At 69.7% G+C, this 21,510-nt stretch carries 18 protein-coding genes; 10 read left to right on the top strand and 8 right to left on the bottom strand.

What is annotated here, in order from left to right; genetic code table 11:
• Positions 1 to 2,878, bottom strand: a 2,878-nt coding sequence (locus M1L60_RS20605; RefSeq protein ID WP_438862137.1) for a hypothetical protein, incomplete at its 3' end; no start/stop codon positions are given.
• A gap of 82 nt (positions 2,879 to 2,960) precedes the next feature.
• Here M1L60_RS20605 and M1L60_RS20600 point away from each other — a divergent pair.
• The 3 genes from M1L60_RS20600 (at position 2,961) to M1L60_RS20590 (ending at position 6,128) form a co-directional block, all read left to right on the top strand.
• On the top strand, positions 2,961 to 3,482 hold the full coding sequence (locus M1L60_RS20600; RefSeq protein ID WP_253239071.1) for an acyl-CoA thioesterase: 522 nt from the start codon (positions 2,961 to 2,963) through the stop codon (positions 3,480 to 3,482).
• A gap of 16 nt (positions 3,483 to 3,498) precedes the next feature.
• Positions 3,499 to 5,433, top strand: coding sequence for an acetoacetate--CoA ligase (locus tag M1L60_RS20595; protein WP_253239070.1), 1,935 nt, complete (start codon positions 3,499 to 3,501; stop codon positions 5,431 to 5,433).
• Positions 5,434 to 5,504: 71 nt separating this feature from the next.
• Positions 5,505 to 6,128 carry a hypothetical protein gene (locus M1L60_RS20590; protein ID WP_253239069.1) on the top strand — a complete coding sequence of 208 codons (624 nt, stop codon included), beginning with the start codon at positions 5,505 to 5,507 and terminating at the stop codon, positions 6,126 to 6,128.
• 45 nt (positions 6,129 to 6,173) lie between these two features.
• Here M1L60_RS20590 and M1L60_RS20585 read toward each other — a convergent pair whose 3' ends face one another.
• Positions 6,174 to 6,878, bottom strand: a complete 705-nt coding sequence (locus M1L60_RS20585; protein ID WP_253239068.1) for a TIGR03089 family protein — start codon at positions 6,876 to 6,878, stop codon at positions 6,174 to 6,176.
• A gap of 160 nt (positions 6,879 to 7,038) precedes the next feature.
• Here M1L60_RS20585 and M1L60_RS20580 point away from each other — a divergent pair, with 160 nt between their 5' ends.
• The 3 genes from M1L60_RS20580 to M1L60_RS20570 all read left to right on the top strand — a co-directional run bounded on the left by M1L60_RS20580 (position 7,039) and on the right by M1L60_RS20570 (position 10,188).
• Positions 7,039 to 8,190, top strand: coding sequence for a glycosyltransferase family 4 protein (locus M1L60_RS20580; protein ID WP_253239067.1), 1,152 nt, complete (start codon positions 7,039 to 7,041; stop codon positions 8,188 to 8,190).
• 18 nt (positions 8,191 to 8,208) lie between these two features.
• Positions 8,209 to 9,324, top strand: coding sequence for a mannose-1-phosphate guanylyltransferase (locus M1L60_RS20575; RefSeq protein WP_253239066.1), 1,116 nt, complete (start codon positions 8,209 to 8,211; stop codon positions 9,322 to 9,324).
• A 273-nt stretch (positions 9,325 to 9,597) separates the two neighbouring features.
• Positions 9,598 to 10,188, top strand: coding sequence for an NUDIX domain-containing protein (locus M1L60_RS20570; RefSeq protein WP_438862136.1), 591 nt, complete (start codon positions 9,598 to 9,600; stop codon positions 10,186 to 10,188).
• Between the two features lie 408 nt (positions 10,189 to 10,596).
• Here the strand turns inward: M1L60_RS20570 and M1L60_RS20565 are convergent, their stop codons facing one another.
• Both M1L60_RS20565 and cofD read right to left on the bottom strand, forming a co-directional pair.
• Positions 10,597 to 11,655: a coenzyme F420-0:L-glutamate ligase gene (locus M1L60_RS20565; protein ID WP_253239065.1), complete on the bottom strand. Its 1,059-nt coding sequence runs from the start codon at positions 11,653 to 11,655 to the stop codon at positions 10,597 to 10,599.
• Between the two features lie 498 nt (positions 11,656 to 12,153).
• Positions 12,154 to 13,110, bottom strand: a complete 957-nt coding sequence (cofD, locus tag M1L60_RS20560) for a 2-phospho-L-lactate transferase (RefSeq protein WP_253239064.1) — start codon at positions 13,108 to 13,110, stop codon at positions 12,154 to 12,156.
• A gap of 110 nt (positions 13,111 to 13,220) precedes the next feature.
• Here cofD and M1L60_RS20555 point away from each other — a divergent pair, with 110 nt between their 5' ends.
• The 3 genes from M1L60_RS20555 (at position 13,221) to M1L60_RS20545 (ending at position 17,413) form a co-directional block, all read left to right on the top strand.
• The gene (locus M1L60_RS20555; RefSeq protein WP_253239063.1) at positions 13,221 to 14,177 is read left to right on the top strand and encodes a hypothetical protein; all 957 of its coding nucleotides are present in this window, start codon (positions 13,221 to 13,223) and stop codon (positions 14,175 to 14,177) included.
• Between the two features lie 180 nt (positions 14,178 to 14,357).
• Positions 14,358 to 16,868, top strand: coding sequence for a bifunctional FO biosynthesis protein CofGH (locus M1L60_RS20550; RefSeq protein ID WP_253239062.1), 2,511 nt, complete (start codon positions 14,358 to 14,360; stop codon positions 16,866 to 16,868).
• A gap of 287 nt (positions 16,869 to 17,155) precedes the next feature.
• The gene (locus tag M1L60_RS20545; protein ID WP_014688021.1) at positions 17,156 to 17,413 is read left to right on the top strand and encodes a WhiB family transcriptional regulator; all 258 of its coding nucleotides are present in this window, start codon (positions 17,156 to 17,158) and stop codon (positions 17,411 to 17,413) included.
• Here the strand turns inward: M1L60_RS20545 and M1L60_RS20540 are convergent, their stop codons facing one another.
• Positions 17,414 to 17,890 (bottom strand): metallopeptidase family protein, encoded by a 477-nt coding sequence (locus tag M1L60_RS20540; protein ID WP_253239061.1) that lies wholly within the window; start codon positions 17,888 to 17,890, stop codon positions 17,414 to 17,416. It abuts the gene before it with no gap.
• A 206-nt stretch (positions 17,891 to 18,096) separates the two neighbouring features.
• Here M1L60_RS20540 and M1L60_RS20535 point away from each other — a divergent pair, with 206 nt between their 5' ends.
• Complete coding sequence (locus tag M1L60_RS20535) at positions 18,097 to 18,465, top strand: DUF3499 domain-containing protein (RefSeq protein WP_253239060.1); 369 nt, start codon at positions 18,097 to 18,099, stop codon at positions 18,463 to 18,465.
• Between the two features lie 2 nt (positions 18,466 to 18,467).
• Here M1L60_RS20535 and M1L60_RS20530 read toward each other — a convergent pair whose 3' ends face one another.
• From M1L60_RS20530 to adh, 3 genes are all read right to left on the bottom strand, one after another.
• Positions 18,468 to 19,292: a polysaccharide deacetylase family protein gene (locus tag M1L60_RS20530; RefSeq protein WP_253239059.1), complete on the bottom strand. Its 825-nt coding sequence runs from the start codon at positions 19,290 to 19,292 to the stop codon at positions 18,468 to 18,470.
• Between the two features lie 302 nt (positions 19,293 to 19,594).
• Positions 19,595 to 19,969, bottom strand: a complete 375-nt coding sequence (locus M1L60_RS20525; protein WP_253239058.1) for a DUF779 domain-containing protein — start codon at positions 19,967 to 19,969, stop codon at positions 19,595 to 19,597.
• Between the two features lie 3 nt (positions 19,970 to 19,972).
• Positions 19,973 to 21,496: an aldehyde dehydrogenase gene (gene adh / locus M1L60_RS20520; RefSeq protein ID WP_253239057.1), complete on the bottom strand. Its 1,524-nt coding sequence runs from the start codon at positions 21,494 to 21,496 to the stop codon at positions 19,973 to 19,975.
• Positions 21,497 to 21,510: the final 14 nt, after the last annotated feature.

The raw sequence follows: 21,510 nt of genomic DNA, 5'->3' as shown, positions 1-21,510 counted from the left end.
CCTGGCCGTGCGTCGCCTGGCCGTGCGTCGCCTGGCCGTGCGTCGCCTGGCCGTGCGTCGCCTGGCCGTGCGTCGCCTGGCCGTGCGTCGCCGCGTCGGCGGAGAGAACGATGATCGTCTGCGTGCGGTCGGGGTCGGGCGCACTGAGCGACCGAGTGGTCTCCCCATCGTCCGTCGTCTCGCGGGCATCCTTGTCGTCCGCTGCGAAAACTCTGATGGTGCGAGTCCGGTCCGGGTCGGGCGCGGTCAAAGACCGGGTGATCTCGGCCCCGGAGAGATCCGGTCCACTCGTATCGGGCGCGGCCACGGTCGCCCGCGCACGCACCGGCTCGTTGACGGCCTTGACCTCTTCGCCGTTGGCCGGCGTGATCTGCAGCTTGGTGGTCAACTCACCCAGATTGATGGCCCGGGTCCGCTCCGGATCCGGCGCCTCGAGCGACCGCGTCTCCTCCAGTTCGGGCGGCACACCCCGCGTGCTGGCCACCGGCGTGGCCCGCCCAACCACAAAGCCAGCAACCTCGTCGCCGACCCCGTCGTCGCCGACCTCCTTCCCGGCGACGTTCGACGCCGGCTCTTCGACGCTCTCCGCCACAAGCTCATCGCCGGCCCGCCCAACGTCTTCGCCCGAAGCCGTCGGCTCGCCCCCGACCGGCTCCCCAGCAACGTCGTCGTCGACCCGAACCTCGGCATCGCCGTCCTCATCCGAGAAACCAGCCACCCCAGAATCCGCAGTCTCTCCAACGCCAGCGGCGTCGACAGCGCTGACGGCGTCCGTCTCCTGGCCATCCGGGGCTGTGGTGTCGAGGGCGCTGAGGGTCTCGGTCGCTTCGTCGTCTGGAGTGGTGGTGTCGGCGGTGTTGAGGGTCTCGGTCGCTTCGTCGTCTGGAGTGGTGGTGTCGGCGGTGTTGACGGTCTCGGTCGCTTCGCCGTCCGGAGTTGTGGTGTCGGTGGCCTCGACAGCGCTTAGGGCCTCGGTCGCCTCATGGTCAAGGGTTTCGACAGGCGCTGCGGCTCCGGCGGTCTGGCTGTTGTCGGTGGCTTCGACTGGGGTCAGAGTCGCGGTCGTTTCGGCGTCATCGAGAACTTCGACGGCGGTTGCGGCTTCGGCGGCCTGGCTATCGTCGGTGGCTTCGACCGGGGTCGAACCCTCGGTCATCTCGCCGTCGACGGCTTCGACGGGAGTTGGGGTTTCGCCGGCTTGGCCGTGGTCGGCAGTCTCGACAGGGACGAGGGTCTCGGTCGTGCCGGCAGCCTCGACGGGGGTTGAAGCCTCAGCCATGTCGCTGTTGACGGGGGCCAGTAGTTCGGTCGTCTCGGCGTTGTCGTGGGCTTCGGTGGGGATCGGGGCCTTGGTCGTGTCGCTGTTGTCGGCGGCTTCGGGGATCGGGGCCTCGGTCGCCTCGCCATTGTCGGCGGGTTCATCGGCAGTTGCGCCCTTGGCCGTTCGGCCGTTGTCGGTGGCTTCGGCCTGCTCGATTGCCGGCTCGGCCACCAGCTGAGGTTGATCGTCGGCCGCGCCGGGCCGGGGCGTGCTGTCGCTCTCTGAGCCGTCGGCGACCACGACGGATGCCGCAGCTACACCTTCGTCGCCCGATTTGACGGCGGTCGAGGACAAGTCGTCGACCGAGGTCTTCGCCGGTTCTTCCTCGACCTGCGTCGGACCCGCGTCGGCCGACTCGAGTTCCGCGGCCCTCAGCTCAACCGGTGGCCCCACAACGAAAGCGCGCCGAGTGGACGCCTGGCCGTTGAAGAGTGCCGCAACAGTCGCAGCCTCGTCCCACGAGACCACCACCGCAGTCTGCCGCTCATCGCGAACAGTCGAAACCGCGATGGTCGCCTCATCCTCGGGCGCCACATCGACTACCTCGCCGATCTTCAACGGCTCCTCAGCCGCAAGCGCCACCACCACATCCAGGACGGCGTCCGCATCGCGGTCACCCGCAACCGCCTCACCGTCGCCGATCCCGCCCAGCTCGGCATCGTCGACGGCGGTCTCGCGCTGAACGGTGCTCACAGCACGACCGGTCTCGAGCCGAGCGGTGCTCTTGTCGGCTGGCGAGCCCACCGCGACCGGGGCGTTTTCGGCGGTCCGGTCGTCCGTCGCAGTCGTGGCGTTCTCGCCGGTCTTTTCGTCGGGCGCGGCCATCCCCGTCGAGGCGCCGGTGCCGTCCGGTGCGGCGACCCCATCCGGGGTGCCGGCGGCGTCCGGTGCGGCGACCCCAGCCGGGGTGGCGGCGTTCGGCGAGACCAGGCCGGCCGTCTCCGCATTCGGGGGCAGGACCGTGGTGGCGTCGGGGTCGGGGTAGGGGCGCCCGCCGACCACGACCGCCGTCGTGTCGTTGGAGCTGGGTGCGATCACCCCGAGCCGCATCGCCATTGTCGGGTCGGTGTCGGTCACGCGCGGCACGGCGGCGGTCGGCGGCATCGCCACGTGGCCCCGCGCCCGCCCCAGGCGGCCGATCAGCGGCAGCACCGGCGGCTCGTACCCGGCCCATCGGCGCGCGCTCAAAGCCGTACAAATCAAGGGGATTGCCAGTAACGCCGCCAGCCCGAATCCCGGCCGGCTCACATCGAAGCCCTCTTTAGCCACAGATTCCGGCCAGACTCCCGCATAAGCCGCAGGCGCCGCCAGCGCCCATGCCGAAATGCCGAGATAGGCCAGACCGCCCACCAGCGGCCCGGCCGGCGAGATCGGAGCGAAAAGCAGAATGGCGTACGCCGCCCCGGCCAGCACGAGCATCAGCAGCCCGGCCACCGATTCGACGGCGAAGTCGTCGCGCCCGCGAGCGGTCAGATCGTGTGTGAAGCCCACTCCCGCGAGCACCCACACCGCCGGTGCCAGCACGAGGGCATACAAGATCGACCTGAAGTGGCGCACGCTTTCTCTCCCCGAATCCGGCTGCCGTCGCACCGTACCGTCGCCGGGCAGCCAGGCGGAAGGACGACGTAACGTACGCCGCATGAATGAGCAGCTCCCCGGCCGTCCCACGAGCCATTCCCGGGTCACCCTGAGCCGCATCATGACAGCGATAGACGTCAATCTTTATGGCACCGTGCACGGCGGCGTCCTGATGAAATTCGTCGACGACGTGGCCGGCGCGTCGGCCGCCCGGCACAGCGGCGGAACGGCCGTCACGGCGGCCATCGACGAGATCGTCTTTGTCGAGCCGGTGCGGGTCGGTGACCTGGTGCACGCGTACGCCCAGGTGAACTGGACGGGGTCGAGCTCGATGGAGGTGGGCGTCAAGGTCGTCGCCGAGCGCTGGGACGTCGTACCCAATGAGCCTGTGACTGTCGCCACCGCCTATCTCGTTTTTGTGGCGGTGGATGTGTCGGGCCACCCACGTGGGGTCCCGCCTGTGTTGCCGGAGAACGTTGAGGACGAGCGCCGCTTCCGCGAGGCTCTCATTCGGCGGGAACATCGCCTGGCCCGGCGGGCCGCGATCCAGCGGGCCCGGGCCGAGGAGGAGAAGGCTGAATGAACGTTAAGGTGTGGGCATGACGGGCGCAGTGTTGTGGGAGCCGCCGGCCGACGTCCGCGAGACGTCCCGGATCGGGCACTATTTGTCCTGGCTGCAGCGGGAGCGGGGCCGGGCCTTCGCCGACTACGCGGCGCTGTGGCAGTGGTCCGTGGACGACCTGCCCGCGTTCTGGCAGTCGGTGTGGGACTACTTCGAGGTCATCGCTCACGACCCGCCGTCGGGCGTGTTGCCCGCGGGCGCCGGGATGCCGGGCGCGAAGTGGTTCCCGGGCGCCACCCTCAACTACGCCGAGCATGTGCTGCGCATGCCCGGGCTGGCCGGCCACGACCCGGTCGTGCTCGCCCACAGCCAGACCCGGGATCCGATCACCCTCACCGCCGACCAGTTGCGGGAGCAGGTGCGGGCCGTTCGCGCGGGTCTGAAAGCGCGTGGCATCGGCCCCGGCGACCGGGTGGCGGCCTATGCGCCCAACATCCCCGAGACGTACGTGGTGATGCTCGCGACAGCCAGCCTCGGTGCGATCTTCTCGTTGTGTGCGCCCGAATTCGGCGTACGTAGTGTGATCGACCGATGGCAACAGATCGAGCCCACCCTGCTGGTCGCGGTCGACGGCTACCGCTACGGCGACAAGACGGTCGACCGGCGCGAAGAGGTCGCCGCCATCACCGAAGCCCTGCCGTCGCTGCGGCACGTCGTCACCATCGGCTACCTCGATCCGGCCCGCGACACGTTCCGTGACCTCAACGGCGACGAGCCCATGGCGTACGAACCGGTGCCGTTCGACCATCCGCTCTATGTGCTCTACAGCTCGGGCACGACCGGCCTGCCCAAGCCGATCGTCCACGGCCACGGCGGCATCCTGCTCGAACACCTCAAGATGCTGGCCCTGCACCACGACCTGGGCCCCGGTGACCGGTTCTTCTGGTTCACCACCACCGGCTGGATGATGTGGAACTTCCTGGCCAGCGGCCCGGCCGTGGGCGCGGCCGTCGTGATGTTCGACGGCAACCCGGCGTACCCGGGAATGTCGACGCTCTGGGACCTGGTCGACCAGTCCGGAATCACCTATTTCGGCACCTCCGCGCCGTTCCTCATGGCCTGCCGCAAGGCCGGGCTCACGCCACGAAAACACCAGCTCAAAGGCATCGGCTCGACCGGCGCGCCGCTGCCGCCCGAGGGCTTCGACTGGGTCTACGAGGCGGTGGGCACGCAGCTGCAGTTGCAATCGCTTTCCGGCGGTACGGATGTCTGCACCGGCTTCGTCGGGGCCGTGCCCCTGCTCCCCGTGGTCGAGGGCAAGATCGCTTGTCGGGCCCTGGGCGCCCGCGTCGAGGCGTACGACCCGGCCGGCCACCCGGTGATCGACGAGCTCGGCGAACTGGTCATCACCGCCCCCATGCCGAGCATGCCGGTCAGCTTCTGGAACGACCCCGACGGCAAGCGCTACCGCGAGGCGTATTTCGACTACTACCCCGGTGTGTGGCGCCACGGCGACTGGATCACCATCGCCACCGACGGCTCGTGCGTGATCACCGGCCGCTCCGACGCCACCCTCAACCGCGGCGGCGTGCGCCTGGGCACCTCGGAGTTCTATTCGGTCGTCGAAAGCCTGCCCGAAATCGCCGACTCGGTGGTCGTACACCTGGAGAAAGACGACAACCCCAACGGCGAGCTGCTGCTGTTCGTGGTGCTGGCCGAAGGCACCGAATTGGACGCCGAACTGCGCAAGCGCATAGCCGCCGAACTGCGCGCATCCCTGTCCCCGCGGCACATCCCGGACGAGATCCACGCCGTACGAGCCGTTCCACGCACATTGTCGGCCAAGAAACTCGAAGTCCCGGTGAAACGCATCCTGACCGGCACTCCCGTCGAATCCGCCGCCGCCAAGGGCGCCCTGGCCAACCCCGAATCCCTGCTCGCCTTCGAAGACCTGGCCCGCCGACGCCGCTGAAGCCTCGCGCCGCGATATCCCTCACCGCTGACCAGCCTCCACCCGGCCTGAGGGGCATGGAGGATGGCGATATGGCTCTGCGTCCCTGGTCCGACCTGTCCGCGGCGAACTGGCTCACGGCCGGCGTACGTCCCTGGCCGCGGCTGATCACCTTCGGACCGGCCGGGCTGCCCGCCTACGCCCGGCTGCGGTTTCTGCCCGACCCCGCGTTCGCGGGGCAGAGCGAGAACGACGCTGTCGCCGACGAGGACGGGCCGTCGGAGACCGAGCAGTTGCGGTCGGCTCTCGAGACGCTCGCGCGGCACACCAGCACGCCCGGCGAGTGCTACTTCTGTCTCTGGGACGGCTGGGGCACCATCTGGGGTGATCAGCGCACCGCCCCGGCCTTCCCGCCCGAGGTGCTCGACGGGCCGCGGGTCGAGCTGCCGCACCGCTCGTACTTCCTGTTCCGTGGCGCGCTCGGAGACTTCGGCGACTGGGGCGCCGCTGAGATGTGGGCGGGGCAGCCGCGGCTGGGCCTGCCCGATCCCGCATTCGTGTGGCCCGCCGACCATGCCTGGTGCGTGGCCAAAGACGTGGACCCGCACTGGGCCGGGATCGGTGCGGACGAGAGTGCGATCCGCGAGTTGATCGCCGACTCGCGGATCGATGTCGTGCCGGCCGACCCGGCCCTTCCTCAGCCCACGTACAGCTGACTGCGTCGGCAGTGGCGGAATGCCTGACGTAAGCGGCCGGCGAACCTAGCCGACCACCAGCGTCACTTTTTCGGACTCGGCGCGGGAGTCGAGCTTTGTGCGATCGAGGTGGGCGCACAGCACGATCGAGGCGCCGGCCAGCAGGGGAGCCAGCAGCCAGTCGACCGGGTCGGGGTGGGTGGTGGCGTCGAACAGCACGCGGCGGCCCGGCGTGATGCCGAGTTCGGCGGCGCGGCCATTCGCGGCGGCCAGCGTCTCGGCGTGGGTGCGGCCGTTCAGGGCCAGGTCGGCTTCCGTCACGGGCGCGCCGGGAAAGTAGTCACCGAACTGGCGTACCTCGAGAACGAAGTCGGCGAAGCCGGCCGGCAACTCGCGGAGCGGCATCGCAAACGGCAGTAAGCCGGTCGCGTAGCGGTCTGAGGCTTTTGTCGTTGTGCTCTGATCCGGCGTGCTGAACAGCACGTCCGCCGACTGCGGGTCGGTCGTCGCGGCCTCGACGCCGGCCGACCAGATCCCGAGCAGGATCGCGGCAGTCTGCCAGTGCGGCGGCATCGTCACCGCGGCGGTGTCGCCGGAGCCCAGACCCAGACCGTCCACCAGCAGGTTTGCGGTCTTCGAGACCCAGTTGTCCAGGGTCGCACCGGACAATTCGGTGCGATCGCCGCTGGCGTCGTCGTAGAACGTCAGCAGGGGGTTCGCCGGGTCGCGGCGGACGGCGGCCGCCAGCGTCAGCGGGATCGTGTTCTGCACTCACCACACGTTAGTGGGGTGACTGTGTGTGATTGTTCCTGAGCGGGCGATGAGAACCAGGAAACGGACGCAACAACGCGGTGTCGCGGTCACGTGCCGGACGCGATCCGGGCGTACCCTTGCCAGTGGTCTGAATTACAACCTCTTTGGGAGTTGCCTCGTGACCGCCGGTCGCCCCCCGCGAGTGCTCGTCGACGCCACCAGCGTCCCCGCAGACCGAGGAGGCGTCGGCAGATACGTCGACGGCCTGCTCGGCGCCCTCGGGCGGATCGACCCGGACAGGGTCGACCTGGCCGTCGTGGCCCAGCGTTCGGATGCGGAGCGTTACAGCCGCATGCTCGACAACCGGGCCGAGGTGATCGCCGGCCCGGCCGCTGTCGCCCACCGGCCCGCCCGGCTGGCCTGGGAGCAGACGGGTCTGCCGCTGCTGGCCCAGCAGGTCGGTGCTCAGGTGCTGCACTCGCCGTTCTATACGTGTCCGTTGCGTGCTGGATGTCCGGTGACGGTCACCGTGCACGACGCGACGTTCTTCACCGAACCCGAGCACTACGACAACACCAAGCGCACCTTCTTCCGCAGCGCGATCAAGACGTCGCTGCGCCGCGCGGCCCGGGTCATCGTGCCCAGCAAGGCCACCCGCGACGAGCTGATCCGTCTGCTCGACGCCGACCCGACCCACATCGACGTGGCCTATCACGGTGTCGACCAGGCCGCGTTCCACGCGCCGACCGAGGAGGAGAAGGCCCGCGTTCGCGCTCGGCTCGGTCTCACCGACGCCGGGTATGTCGCTTTCCTCGGGGCCAAGGAGCCGCGCAAGAACGTGCCCAACCTGATCCGCGGCTGGGCCCGCGCGGTCGCCGACTGGCCGCACCCGCCCGCGCTCGTGCTGGCCGGCGGGCAGGGGCACGACGACGAGATCGACCGGGCCGTGGCCGAAGTGCCGTCCCACCTGCGCTTGCTGCGTCCGGGCTATCTTCGGTACGCCGACCTGCCGGGCTTCCTCGGCGGTGCGCTCGTGGCCTGCTACCCCTCATTCGGCGAGGGCTTCGGTCTGCCGATCCTCGAAGCGATGGCCTGCGCGACGCCGGTGCTCACCACCCCGCGGCTCTCCCTGCCCGAGGTGGGCGGCGACGCGGTGGCGTACACCACTGAAGACCCCGACCGGATCGCGACCGACCTGGCCGACCTGCTGCACGACGAGCCGCGACGCCTCACGTTGGCCAAGGCGGGGTTCGACCGGGCCAAAGAGTTCACGTGGGCGTCGAGCGCGGAGGTACACGTCACAACCTGGAAACGGGTCGCGGCCCTCTGACCTTTACACTCTGTGCGCATGAGCGATCAACTCGACGGACTGTACGGCGTAGTTCTTGCCGGCGGGACGGGAACCCGTCTCTGGCCGCTGTCCCGAGCCGGTCACCCCAAGTTTCTGCACCCGCTGACGGGCACGGAGGCATCATTGCTCCAGGCCACGGTTGACCGCCTCGATCTGCTGGCCCCGATGGACCGTGTTTTCGTGGTCACCGGCGTGGCCCACGCGGCGGCCGTGTCCCGGCAGCTCGAAGCCATCCCGGACGCGAACGTGCTGGTCGAACCCTCACCCCGGGACTCCTGCGCGGCGATCGCGCTGGCGGCGGCGGTCATCGCCCGGCGCGACCCGGAAGCGATCATGGGATCGTTCGCCTCGGATCACCTGATCGCCGACAAGGGAAGGTTCACCGAGGTCATCCAGCAGGCGATGGTCGGCGCCCGCAAGGGGTTGCTGATGACGCTGGGCATCACCCCCACCCGTCCTGAGACTGGCTACGGCTACCTGCAGTGCGGTGGCGAAACGGTCGATGGGCCGGTGCTCTCGGTCGAAGAATTCAAAGAGAAGCCGACGTACGACGTAGCCGAGGGTTACGTGAAGTCCGGCAACTACCTTTGGAACGCGGGGATGTTCGTCTGGCGGGCCGACGCGTTCCTGGCCGAGTTGTCCCGGCAGCAGCCGCAGCTCGCGGCGGGCGTGTCTCGTATCGCGGCGGCCTGGGAGACGCCGGAGCGCGAAGAAGTGCTCGGTGAGGTATGGCCGACGTTGCCGCGCATCTCTGTGGACTATGCGGTCATGGAGGGGGCGGCTGCGGTCGGCCGGGTCGGCACTGTGCGGGGTGACTTCGGCTGGAACGACGTCGGCGACTTCCACACCCTCGGTGCTGTGCTGGCGGCTGACCCGTCGGGGAACGTCATCGTGGGACGGGACATCTCGCAGAAGTCGGGTGTGCTGCTTCGTGAGACCGAGGGGCTCGTCGTGGTGCCTACCGAGGGGCGTCTGGTCGCGGCCATGGGTGTGCGAGATCTCGTGATCGTGGATACGCCTGATGCTGTTCTGGTGATTCCTCGGGAGCGAGCTCAAGAGGTCAAGCACCTTGTGGACGAACTCAAGGAGCTGGGCGAGCACGGGTATATCTGACGTTTCGCCGGCGTCGCTGACCGGGCCATCCGTTGGCGCTGCTTGCCTCGCGAGTCAGGGGTAAGCCGGGCCATTCTGGGTGCGCTGCTTGCGTTGCGAGAGTCAGCGGTGAGCCGGGCGTTCCCGGTGCGTTGCTTGCGTCGCGATGCAGGGGTCAGCCGGGGTTTTCCCGGTGTGTTGCTTGCGGTTGACGGTTTCGGGGGATGGGAGTGACCAAAGCCGATCGTCAGGCTTGATTTCGACTTTGGCCACTCCTATCCCCCGAAACCTTGCGTGGTCATTCCGGGGGAGTTGTCGGGCTTGGGTGTTGAGGAATTGCATGCGGACGCTGTTCGGGTGCTCGGGGAGTGGCGGGCTACCTCTTCGGAGGCTGAGGATGGTCGTCTGCGTGCGCTTGAATTGCTAGCGGATGGGCCGGTGGCAATGACCCGTGCGCATCGGCGGGGGCATGTGACTGCCAGTGCGCTCGTGGTTGATCCGGGTGGGCGGGTGTTGCTCTGTCTGCACGGGCGGCTGGGTAAATGGATGCAGTTGGGCGGGCATTGCGAGGCTGGGGATGCGGGGTTGGCTGCGGCTGCTCTGCGGGAGGCCACCGAGGAGTCCGGCATCGCCGGGTTGAAGCTTGATGCCGAGCCGATCGATGTTGATGTGCACGAGGTGCGCTGCGGTGCTCGGGATGGGGCGCCGGCCGAGCCTTCAGTGCATTTCGATGTACGGTTTTTGCTCCGTGCCCCGGTCGATGCCCGAGAGCAGATAAGCGACGAATCGGCGGCGCTGGACTGGTTCACCCCGGATGCGCTGCCCAGCCCGTTGGCGTCCGGCACCGTCCGCCAGATAGCGCCGGCGCTGGCTCGTCTCCGCTGAGCCGAGACCCGACGCACCCTCTACTGAGGTCAGCCGTTCTCTGGCCTGCTGTCCGTCCGGCGCTCGAGCCATGGCTCCCGCCCTCGGGCGGGCCCGGCTCGTCTCGCCCGTCTTGCCCGGGCCGTCCCGTCCGTCTCGGCCCTGACGCCAGCTCAGCCCGTCTTGCTCAGCTCAGCCCGTCTTGCTCAGCTCAGCCCGTCTTGCTCAGCTCAGCCCGTCTTGCTCAGCTCAGCCCGGCCTGCTCAGCTCAGCGCGGCTTGCCCAGCCAGCGCGGCTCGCCCAGCCCGGCTCCGCTTAGTCTGCTCAGCCGCTCGGTCTGCTCTGGCTCGCTCGGTGCAGCCCGGCTCGTTCGGGTCGGTGCGGCTGGCTTTTGATGTGGGGCGGCTTGGGCCTTGTGGGTGGGGTGGGTCAGGTGCCGGAGAGTTCCAGGCGGATGCCGTCCTCGTGGGGGAGGGAGAGGGTGACGATGGATTCGGCGGCCAAGGCGGCGCGTAGGCGGTGGGCGTCGGCGCCGAGGAGCATGAGGCCGGGTGGGGATTTGTCGAGGGTGCTGAGGTGCAAGGCGGCTGTGGCGCCGCTGCCGGGGATCGCGTCGGCCGGTGCGACCTGCGTGGACCGGGAGAGGTGGTCTGCCACTGAAGCCGCGGCTCGGTCGAGGGCGGCGGGGTCGACCGGGATGCCGGGCAGCGCCGCCCCGGGGCCGTCGGGGAGTTGGGCGGCCTGGCGTAGGCCGTCGGCTCGGGCTTCGGCGGTGCCGAGGCTGAACATGTCGGAGGCGGCGTCGCGCAGCAGGGCTGAGGCGTTGCCGGAGTCGCGCAGGGCGGAGCGGGGGTAGCCGCGGACCACGGCGATCGGGGTCTGGTCGACCTTGCCCTTGACCAACTCGCCGGCGGCGGCCAACTCGTCGATGACGGCCATCTGGGTGATCTCCAGCTCGTTGCCGTACGGGTCGGTCTCGCCGCGGTGGTCGCGGATCGGGTCGATGCCGGCCGCGCCCAGGGCGACGTCGGTGAGGCCGTTGCGCCAGGCCCGGCCCATCGTGTCGGAGATGATCACGCCCACGTCGAGGCCGCGTTCGCGCAGGTTGTCGCGTAGGCGGCGGGCCGATTCGTCGGGGTCGGCGGGTAGCAGCACCAGGTGGGTCTTGTCGACGTTCGAGGCGTCGATGCCGGCCGCTGCCATGACGAAGCCGTGGTGGGTCTGGACAATCGTGGTGGGGCCGCGGCGGGCGACCACGCGTGCCGTCTCCGACTCGAGGACGGCTGCCCGCGCCTGGTCGCGTTCGGTGCCGTCGGCGGGCACCTCGACCAGCCGGCCCTCGGCCTTCGACACGATCTTGCTGGTGACGACCAGCACGTCGCCGTCGATGATCCACGGCGCGGCCGCGGTGATGACGGCGCCCAGGTCGTCGCCGGCCACGATCTCGCCGATCCCGCGCACCGGCAGGATCTCCAACCCGTCCGTCACCACATCGCCCCCTTCAGCGCTGAAATTCTCCCCGCCGCGGCCGATGTCCGCGACACCGCCCCCAGCGTGGCACTCATCACGTCCCGCCAGGGAGCGAGACCCGTCATCGCCAGTGAGCGCGGCGCGTCTCTGGCAGTGAGCCCGGCGCGTCTCTGGCAGTGAGCGCAGCGCGTCCCTGCCAGTGGGCGCAAACGTCCTGGCCGTTGAGCGAGGCCTGTCCTCTGTCGGTGACCGCAGCGTCTCCCTGGCAGTGAGCGCGGCGCGTCCCTGCCTGTGAGTGATGATCCACTGGCCGGCGTGCCCGGCGGTGCCCACTACGGACCAAGCGCAGCCTGCCCACATGGCCCTAGCTCGAAGCCAAGCCACATCGATGCGGGCGCGGCATGAGAATGAGGCTCATCCCTGCCCGTGAGCGCGGCGCGTCCCTGCCCCCGGGGCGCGGAACGTCGCGTCACTGAGTGAGGCACCGCGCTCCGCCGGGTGCGGGTGGGGGTGGGGTCAGGCGATGCCGGCCAGGGAGAGGGCGTCTTTGACCATTTGGGCGGTGGCTTCTTCGGAGGACATCCACAGGGGGACGGCTCGGGTCGGGATGCCGTCGATCTTGGTGGTGGCGTCGGAGGAGTCGACCAGCCAGCCGTCGAGGATGCCGCCGGACGGGCGGGGGCCGTAGAGGGCGCCGACCCCGGCCGCGGTGACCGGGACGTCGAGCGTGGCCAGGCATTTGTCGGCCATGCCGCGGATCGGGGAGTCGCCGATGATGGGAGAGACGCCGATGACGGGGGCGGGGCCGGTGGCCACGGCGTCGCGGACGGCAGCCACGGCCAGGATCGGGGCGATGCTCACGACCGGGTTGCTGGGCGCGACCAGCACGACGTCGGCCGCGGCGATCGCCTCGAGGACACCGGGGGCGGGCTTGGCCGCGTCGGCGCCGACGAAGACGAAACGGTGGGTGGGCAGGTCGCCGCGGTAGCGGACCCACCACTCCTGGAAGTGGATGGCCTTGCGCTCGCCCTCGACGTCGACCACCACGTGGGTCTCGAGCCGGTCGTCGGTGACGGGCAGCATGGTGAGGCCGGGCTGCCAGCGGGCGCACAGGGCGGCCGTGACCGCGGACAGCGGATAGCCCGCGGCCAGCATCTGCGTGCGTACCAAATGGGTGGCTGTGTCTTTGTCGCCCAGGCCGAACCACGACGGCTCGGCGCCGTAGGCGGCCAGTTCTTCCTTGACCACCCAGGACTCGCCGACCCGGCCCCAGCCCCGCTCGGGGTCGTGGGCGCCGCCCAGCGTGTACATGACGCTGTCGAGGTCGGGGCAGATCTGCAGGCCGTGCATGCGGACGTCGTCGCCGACGTTGACCACCGCCGTCACCTCGGCGCCGAGGGCGCGAGCGTGCGCGCGCACGCCGACGAGAAACTTGGCGCCGCCGATGCCACCGGAAAGGACCACGATCCGCATGCCTTCATCCTTCCGCACGGGTATGACAGAACTCGCCGGTGGGTATCGGCGCTGCATGCGAGGCCGGACTACCCTGAGCCTCCCGCACCCGACTTCGTCTTGGAGATCCCGTGACCAGCCAACCGCAGCCCGCGCCGGGCGAGGGCAGATCGGCCGGACAGTTCCTCCGCCCGCTGCGCGACCTCGCGGCCTACGCGCTCGTCGGCGCCCCCGCGCTGTTGCTCTTCGTGGCCGTGATCCGGCTGATCCCGGACGGTGAGAACCAGTTCGGCTACCGCACGCAGGACAGCTTCTACGGCTTCGTGAACACGGCCACGATCTTCATGCCGCTGGCCGCGGTGCTGCTGGCGGTGCTCGTGCTGCCGCGGCACCCCAAGGCCCAGCTGATCACGATGGTGGCCCTGGTCGAGTACGCCGTCATCGCGTTCTTCGGCGTGCTGTTCGGCCTGCTCATCGGCCTCATCAACCACGCCGGCAACAACGGCGCGCGCATCGCCTTCGAAGAGCTGCTGGTGCGGGTGGCCTGGCTCGGGGTGTTCGCCGTGGCCGCGTACGCGGTGTTCCGGCTCTGGCAGGGTCTGTTCCACGTGGCCAAGCCGAAGGCTCCGCCCGGCGTCTACGGCCAGCCCGCGTACGGTCAGCCCGGCACCTACCCGGGGCAGCCGGGCTACGGCCAGCCGCCGCAGGGGCAGCCCGGGTTCGCCCCGGGCTCCTACCCGCCGCCGGGAGCCCAGATGCCGCCGCAGGGCATGCCGCCGCAAGGGATGCCCCCGCAGGGCATGCCGCCGCAGGGAACCCAGCAGTACGGCCAGCCCTACGGCCAGCAGCCCCCGGCCTGGAACCAGCCGGCCGTGCCCATCCCGGCCTCGGCCCCGCCGGCCCACCCGGCCTCGGGCCCGCCCGCCCCGGCGGCGTTCCCGGCCTCGGGCCCGCCCGCGGCCCCCGCGTTCTCCGAGCCGACCCAGGTCGTGCCCAAGGCCGAGCCAACCGGCGAGGAACGCACCGAGAAGATCTCCGACGACCGCCCCGGCTTCGGCCCGGCCGGCGAGGATTCGCCCCGGCGATAGCACCAGCGAGCCCCGGCGACAGCACCAGCAAGCCCCGGCGACAGCACCAGCAAGCCCCGGCGACAGCACCAGCGAGGCCGGCGATAGCACCAGCGAGGGGCCGCGCGCAGTGGGATAGACCACGGCGCGCGGCCCCCTCCGGTCAAGGCACCGCACGGCTTTCCGGCCTAGGCTGCTGGGGTGACAGACGTCAACACGGTCGACAGCCAGCCCACGGAAGCGAGCATCCGCCGCGCCCTGCGCCGAGCGGCCGACGGCAAAGCGGTGGACGCCGACGAAGCGACCGCTCTTCTGGCCGCGACCGGTGAACACTTCGACGAGCTGCTCACGATCGCCGGCGGCATCCGCGACGCGGGTCTGCGCGAGGCCGGGCGGCCGGGCGTGGTCACGTACTCCCGCAAGGTTTTCATCCCCCTGACGCGCCTGTGCCAGGACCGGTGCCACTACTGCACGTTCGCCACCGTGCCCCACCGGCTGCCCGCCGCGTTCCTCGAGCGCGACGAGGTTCTCGAGATCGCCCGCCAGGGCGCCGCCCAGGGCTGTAAAGAGGCCCTGTTCACCCTGGGCGACCGCCCCGAGGAGCGCTGGCCCGCGGCCCGGCAGTGGCTCGACGAGCGCGGCTACGACTCGACCCTCGACTACGTGCGCGCCTGCGCCATCGCCGTGCTGGAAGAGACCGGCCTGCTGCCGCACCTCAACCCGGGCGTGATGAGCTGGGCCGAGCTGCAGCGGCTGAAGCCGGTCGCGCCCAGCATGGGCATGATGCTCGAGACCACGGCGACCCGGCTGTGGTCCGAGCCCGGCGGTCCGCACTTCGGTTCTCCCGACAAAGAGCCGGCCGTACGCCTGCGGGTGCTCGACGACGCCGGCCGGGTCGGCGTCCCGTTCACCACCGGCATCCTGATCGGCATCGGCGAGACCCCGGCCGAGCGGGTCGACGCGCTGTTCGCGATGCGCCGCGCCGCCCGTGAGTACGGCCACATCCAAGAGATCATCATCCAGAACTTCCGCGCCAAGCCGGACACGGCGATGCGCGGCATGCCCGACGCCGAGCTGCGCGAGCTGGCCGCCACGGTGGCCGTGGGCCGCATCATCATGGGCCCCCGGGGCCGCCTGCAGGCCCCGCCCAACCTGATCGACACCGAGTTCGGCCTGCTGCTGCGGGCCGGCATCGACGACTGGGGCGGCGTCTCGCCGGTCACCCCCGACCACGTCAACCCCGAGCGCCCGTGGCCCCAGATCGACCTGCTGCGCGAGCACTCCAAACAGGCCGGCTTCGAGCTGCGCGAGCGCCTGACGATCTATCCGGAGTACGTCCGCCGGGGCAACGAGGGCTGGCTCGACCCGCGGGTGACGGCCCACGTGGCCGCGCTGTCCGGGCCGGACGGTCTGGCCCGCGAGGACGCCGAGGTCGTGGGCCGCCCCTGGCAGGAGCCCGACGACCAGTACGCCTCGGGCCGCACCGACCTGTTCGCGACGATCGACACCGACGGCCGCACCGGCGACCGGAGGTCCGATTTCGACGACGTCTACGGCGACTGGGACGAGGTGGCCGCCCACATCACCACCGAGGCGCCGTCCAGCCTGCCCGCGGACGTGCTGACCGGCCTCAAGCTCGCCTCGACCGATCCTGCGAAACTGCTTCGGCCAGAAAACGAGGACGCGGCGATGGCGCTGTTCAACGCCGACGGTCCCGCCCTCGACGAGCTGGCCAGGATCGCCGACGACCTGCGCCGGCAGGTCAACGGCGACGACATCACGTACGTGGTCAACCGGAACATCAACTTCACCAACGTCTGCTACGTCGGGTGCCGGTTCTGCGCCTTCGCCCAGCGCGAGAAGGACGCCGACGCCTACCGGCTCTCGGTCGACCAGGTCGCCGACCGGGCCGAGCAGGCCTGGCGGGACGGCGCCTCCGAGGTCTGCATGCAGGGCGGCATCGACCCCAAGATGCCCGTCACGGCGTACGCCGATCTGGTCCGGGCCGTGAAGCAACGGGTGCCCGGCATGCACGTCCACGCGTACTCCCCGATGGAGATCGTCACCGCCGCGGCCAAGGCCGGCGTGCCCGTGCGCGACTGGCTGGCCGAGCTCAAGGAGGCGGGCCTGGGCACGATCCCCGGCACCGCGGCCGAGATCCTCGACGACGACGTGCGCTGGGTGCTGACCAAGGGCAAGCTGCCCACCAGCGCCTGGGTCGACGTGGTGACCAACGCCCACCAGCTCGGCATCCGCTCGAGTTCGACCATGATGTACGGCCACGTCGACCACCCGCGCCAGTGGCTCGGCCACTTCCGGGTGCTGGCCGGCATCCAGGACGTGACCGGCGGCTTCACCGAGTTCGTGGCGTTGCCGTTCATCCACACGAACGCGCCCATCTACCTGGCCGGACTGGCCAAGGCCGGTCCCAGCTGGCGGGAGAACCGGGTTGTCCACGCCATGGCCCGGATCCTGCTGCACGGCCGCATCGACAACATCCAGTGCTCCTGGGTGAAGCTGGGCGACGAAGGCACTCAGGTAATGCTCAACGGGGGCTGCAACGATCTCGGGGGCACCCTGATGGAGGAAACGATCTCGCGGATGGCCGGTTCCGAGCACGGATCGGCCCGTACGGTCGCTGAGCTGAAGGAACTCGCGGCCGAGGCGGGTCGCCCGGCCGTGGAGCGGACCACGACCTACGGTCGACGGTAGGTCACAAAACGGGTTAAATTGGACGCGAGTGAACGGGATCGCGTTACCTACCGGGCCTCCGGAGAGATAGGGCAGGAACGGGACCCTCGCACGCCCGCAGGCGCGTGAGGGAAACGGGCCTATTTATCAGGTTCGGCTTGACGACGCACGTCTTACACGCGTGTAATTTCGGTGGGGTTGTGAGCTGAAGCGCAACAAAATGCGAAGTCCGCTCACAAAAAACACGCTGCGTGCGTGGGGGGTCAGTGCCGGCATCGCTGCCGGCGCGGAAATTGGGAGGCACGCCGATGGAAGCGCAGGTTGAAGGGGTCGACCTGCTCGGGGACGCGCCCGAGTGGCAGGAACGGGCGCTGTGTTCGCAGACCGATCCGGAAGCTTTCTTCCCGGAAAAGGGTGGGTCCACCCGGGAGGCGAAGAGGATCTGCGGTCGCTGTGAGGTCAAGGCCGAGTGCCTCGAATACGCACTCGGGCACGACGAGCGTTTCGGCATCTGGGGTGGACTGTCCGAGCGCGAGCGTCGCAAGTTGAAGCGACGCGTCGCTTAGTCACGAAAGTTCGTCGGGATCCACCCCGAGCAGGTTGGCGACCTGCTCGATGATCACATCGTGGACGAGGTCGGCGAGGTCCTCGCGGTCCATCGCCCGGAATTCCAGCGGCCGCCGGTAGAGCACGATCCGCGGGGGGAGCTCTTGCCGGCCGGGCCGGCCGGGAAGCAGGCGGGCCAGCGGCACCTCGCCGTCCTCGAGCACGTCGGAGTCGTAGACGTTGAGATCGGGCGGCACGTCCTCGACGGCGAACTCGACGCCGGCCAGCTCTTTGGCGTAGCGCCGCTCGAGCCCCTCGACCGTGTCGAGCACCAGGTCGTCGAAGATCTCGGCCTTGGTGCGGGCCAGGGGGACAGTGGCCGGGACGAGCCGGCCGCGCAAGCCCCGGCCGTGCCGGTCGCGGCGGGCCGGGTGGGCCTGGCCGGCCTTACGCGCCGTTCGCGGGTCGCTGCGGCGGCGTTCGGGACTGGTGGTCACGAGGCAACTCTAGTCCTCCGACGGTGTGACACGTTGTCAGACGTGTTTCGGCCGTGGCGATTCGTCCCTTCGGGGCGATACAGCGGTAATTCGCCCCATCGGGTGCCGCGTGTCGGGTGGGCATGACCGAATCGTGATGCATCGTGGGTCGGCGTGTCGCGGGGTTTCCGCGCCCGTGCGGGCCGCCGGGGCGATAACGTGCCGCCGTGAGGTCACCACGGCGCTGCTCCCGGAACGGCTGTCCCCGACAGGCGGTCGCCACCCTGACCTACGTCTACAGCGACTCCACGGCGGTCGTCGGACCCCTGGCCGCCTTCGCCGAACCCCACACGTACGACCTTTGCGAGCCGCACGCCCGCAGCCTCACCGCCCCCCGGGGCTGGGAACTCGTGCGGCACGACGGTGATTTCGCCCCGCCCCCGCCCACCACCGACGACCTGGTCGCCCTGGCCGACGCCGTCCGTGAGGCGGCCCGCCCGGCCCCGCCGTCCCCTCGGGCCGACGACGAAGAGCGTCTCCCGGGCCACCAGACGGGCCGCAGAGGCCACTTGCGGGTCATTCCCCCCAGCCACTAGGGCTAAGGCAGCGCGATCAGCGTGTAGCGCTTCTTGAGCCACGGGATCAGCTTCTTGTACGCGGCGATGGTGTCCGGCTGCGCGTAGTCGTGGGAGAGCACGATCGCTCCCGGCCGGCAGTGCTTCTCGATCTGCTTGACCACCTTGGCCTGGTGGACGGCGCTGGTCTCGCCCTTTCGGTGGCTCCAGTCGCGCGGGTCGACCTTCCAGTAGATCGAGGTCATCCCCATCTGTTCGGCCGTGCCGACCAGCCGCGGCGTGAAGTTGCCGCCGGGGGCCCGGAAGTACTTGATCTTCGCGTTGGGCGCGGCCCGGTGGATCGCCGCGTTGGTGCGTCCCAGGTCGGCCTTGATCTTGTCGGCCGGATCCTTGCCGATCTTCAGGCTGTGGTCCCAGGTGTGGTTGCACAGCGTGTGCCCCTGGGCCACGATCTTCCGCACTATCTCGGGATGCCGCTTGACCTGCACGCCGACCAGGCAGAAGGTCGCCTTCACCTTGTGCTGGGCCAGCAGGGCCAGCAGCTTGGGCGTCTCGTGCGGGTCGGGGCCGTCGTCGAAGGTGAGCGCGACGCCCTTGGTGCCGGTCAGCATGTGACTGCCGGCCGGGCCGGCGAAGCGCGGGTTCTTGACCGTGCGGGCCGCCGGCTTCTTCACGGGCTTCGGTTTCGGCTTCTTCGTGGCGGAGGCCGACGGTGAGGGCGCGGGCTTCGTCGCGGTCAGCGTGCCGATGTTGTCCTCGGCCGACTGGGCCGAGGCACGCCCGGTCAGGCCGACCGCGATCAGCACGACGCCCAGCAGCACCGCCTTCTTGGCCCGCGACAGACGCATCAGACCCTCCCTGGACCGTCCGGCTCCCGACCTTGCCGTCCTCGACCATCCGGTCGCGACCCGGCGCAGCGATTCGGCACGGTCGGGGGAGACCCGCCCGAGGGCCCAGGTGATGGCCCGCTGGTCGAGTGCGGTCAGGAAGCTCAGGAGTCGAAGGAGGGGGGTCGGCACAGGTTCCTCGCGGGGTCGGGTACAAGATCGCGCGGCGGTGACGGCAAGCCGCCGCCGCCCCTCATTGATACGGGACGACGGCGGTGCACGGATCAGTGTGTGGCCAGTATCAAACCTGGACAATCCTCCGATCAGGAGAGTTCGACCAGCTCCTGCTCGGTGAGCAGGCGCGAACGGATGAGAAATCGCACGCCCTCGGGGGCTTCCAGCGAGAAGCCGGAACCCCGTCCGGGGACCACGTCCACCGTCAGGTGGGTGTGCTTCCAGAGCTCGAACTGCGAGGCCGACATCCAGAAGGTGATCGGCTCGTCGACCCCGTCGATCTTCAGGGACTCGAGCAGCACGTCGGACTGGCCGGTGCGGAACTCGCCCTCGAGGTAGCACATCGGCGAACTGCCGTCGCAGCACCCGCCGGACTGGTGGAACATCAGCGGACCGTGCTGCCCCCGCAGCTGCCGCATCATGTCGGCCGCGGCGGGGGTCACGTCAACCCGGGTGGCAGGCATGGCCTAGAAGAAGCCCATCGCCTTGGGGCTGTACGACACGAGCAGGTTCTTGGTCTGCTGGTAGTGGTCGAGCATCATCTTGTGGTTCTCGCGGCCGATGCCGGACTGCTTGTAGCCACCGAACGCGGCGTGCGCCGGGTACAGGTGGTACGAGTTCGTCCAGACCCGGCCCGCCTTGATCGCACGGCCGGCCCGGTACGCGGTGTTGATGTCCCGGGTCCACACGCCCGCGCCCAGCCCGTACAGCGTGTCATTGGCGATCTTGATGGCGTCGGCGTAGTCGTCGAACGAGGTCACCGACACGACCGGCCCGAAGATCTCCTCCTGGAAGATCCGCATGCTGTTGTTGCCCTGGAAGATCGTCGGCTGCACGTAGTAGCCGCCGGAGAGGTTGCCGCCGAGATCGGCCCGAGCGCCGCCGGTGAGGACCTTCGCGCCCTCCTGCCGGCCGATGTCCAGGTACGACAGGATCTTCTCGAGCTGGTCGTTGGAGGCCTGCGCGCCGACCTGGGTGTCGGTGTCGAGCGGGTTGCCCTGCTTGAGGTTCTCGACCCGCTTCACGCCGGCCGCCAGGAAGTCGGAGTAGATGCTCTGCTGGATGAGCGCGCGCGACGGACAGGTGCAGACCTCGCCCTGGTTGAGCGCGAACATCGAGAAGCCCTCGAGCGACTTGTCGTAGAAGTCGTCGTCGAGCCGGCTGACGTCCTCGAAGAAGATGTTCGGGCTCTTGCCGCCCAGCTCGAGGGTGACCGGGATCAGGTTCTCGGACGCGTACTGCATGATCAGCCGGCCCGTGGTGGTCTCGCCCGTGAAGGCGACCTTGGCCACCCGGTTGGACGAGGCGAGCGGCTTGCCGGCCTCGACGCCGAACCCGTTGACGATGTTGACCACGCCCGGCGGGATCAGATCGGCGACCAGCGACATCCAGTAGTGGATCGAGGCCGGGGTCTGCTCGGCCGGCTTGAGCACGACGGCGTTGCCGGCGGCCAGCGCGGGGGCGAGCTTCCAGACCGCCATCAGGATCGGGAAGTTCCACGGGATGATCTGCGCGACCACGCCCAGCGGCTCGTGGAAGTGGTACGCCACCGTGTCGTCGTCGATCTCGCCCGCGGTGCCCTCCTGGGCCCGGATGGCGCCCGCGAAGTAGCGGAAGTGGTCGATCGCCAGCGGGATGTCGGCGGCCAGCGTCTCGCGCACCGGCTTGCCGTTCTCCCAGCACTCGGCGACGGCCAGCTTCTCGAGGTTCTGCTCCATCCGGTCGGCGATCTTGTTGAGGATGTTGGCCCGCTCGGCGGTGGAGGTGCGGCCCCACGCGTCGGCGGCGCCGTGCGCGGCGTCCAGCGCCTTCTCGACGTCCTCGGCCGTGCCCCGGGCCACCTCGCAGAAGTCCTGGCCGGTCACGGGGCTGGGGTTGGCGAAATACTGTCCCTTGGCGGGCGGTACGTACTCGCCGCCGATGAAGTGGTCGTACCGGGATTCATAGTTGACGATCGCGCCGTCGGATCCGGGCGCGGAATATACGGTCATGGCAGCCTCCGTAC

The sequence above is a fragment of the Paractinoplanes aksuensis genome, assembly GCF_024137025.1.
Classification (GTDB): domain Bacteria; phylum Actinomycetota; class Actinomycetes; order Mycobacteriales; family Micromonosporaceae; genus Actinoplanes; species Actinoplanes aksuensis.
This window is presented reverse-complemented; position numbering and strand designations above follow the sequence as displayed.

Coding starts and splice junctions, on each gene's coding strand:
- M1L60_RS20530 (WP_253239059.1), bottom strand. CDS start 19,292: ATGCGTCTGTCGCGGGCCAAGAAGGCGGTGCTGCTGGGCGTCGTGCTG.
- M1L60_RS20600 (WP_253239071.1), top strand. CDS start 2,961: ATGAATGAGCAGCTCCCCGGCCGTCCCACGAGCCATTCCCGGGTCACC.
- M1L60_RS20595 (WP_253239070.1), top strand. CDS start 3,499: ATGACGGGCGCAGTGTTGTGGGAGCCGCCGGCCGACGTCCGCGAGACG.
- M1L60_RS20525 (WP_253239058.1), bottom strand. CDS start 19,969: ATGCCTGCCACCCGGGTTGACGTGACCCCCGCCGCGGCCGACATGATG.
- adh (WP_253239057.1), bottom strand. CDS start 21,496: ATGACCGTATATTCCGCGCCCGGATCCGACGGCGCGATCGTCAACTAT.
- M1L60_RS20545 (WP_014688021.1), top strand. CDS start 17,156: ATGGAAGCGCAGGTTGAAGGGGTCGACCTGCTCGGGGACGCGCCCGAG.
- M1L60_RS20590 (WP_253239069.1), top strand. CDS start 5,505: ATGGCTCTGCGTCCCTGGTCCGACCTGTCCGCGGCGAACTGGCTCACG.
- M1L60_RS20575 (WP_253239066.1), top strand. CDS start 8,209: ATGAGCGATCAACTCGACGGACTGTACGGCGTAGTTCTTGCCGGCGGG.
- cofD (WP_253239064.1), bottom strand. CDS start 13,110: ATGCGGATCGTGGTCCTTTCCGGTGGCATCGGCGGCGCCAAGTTTCTC.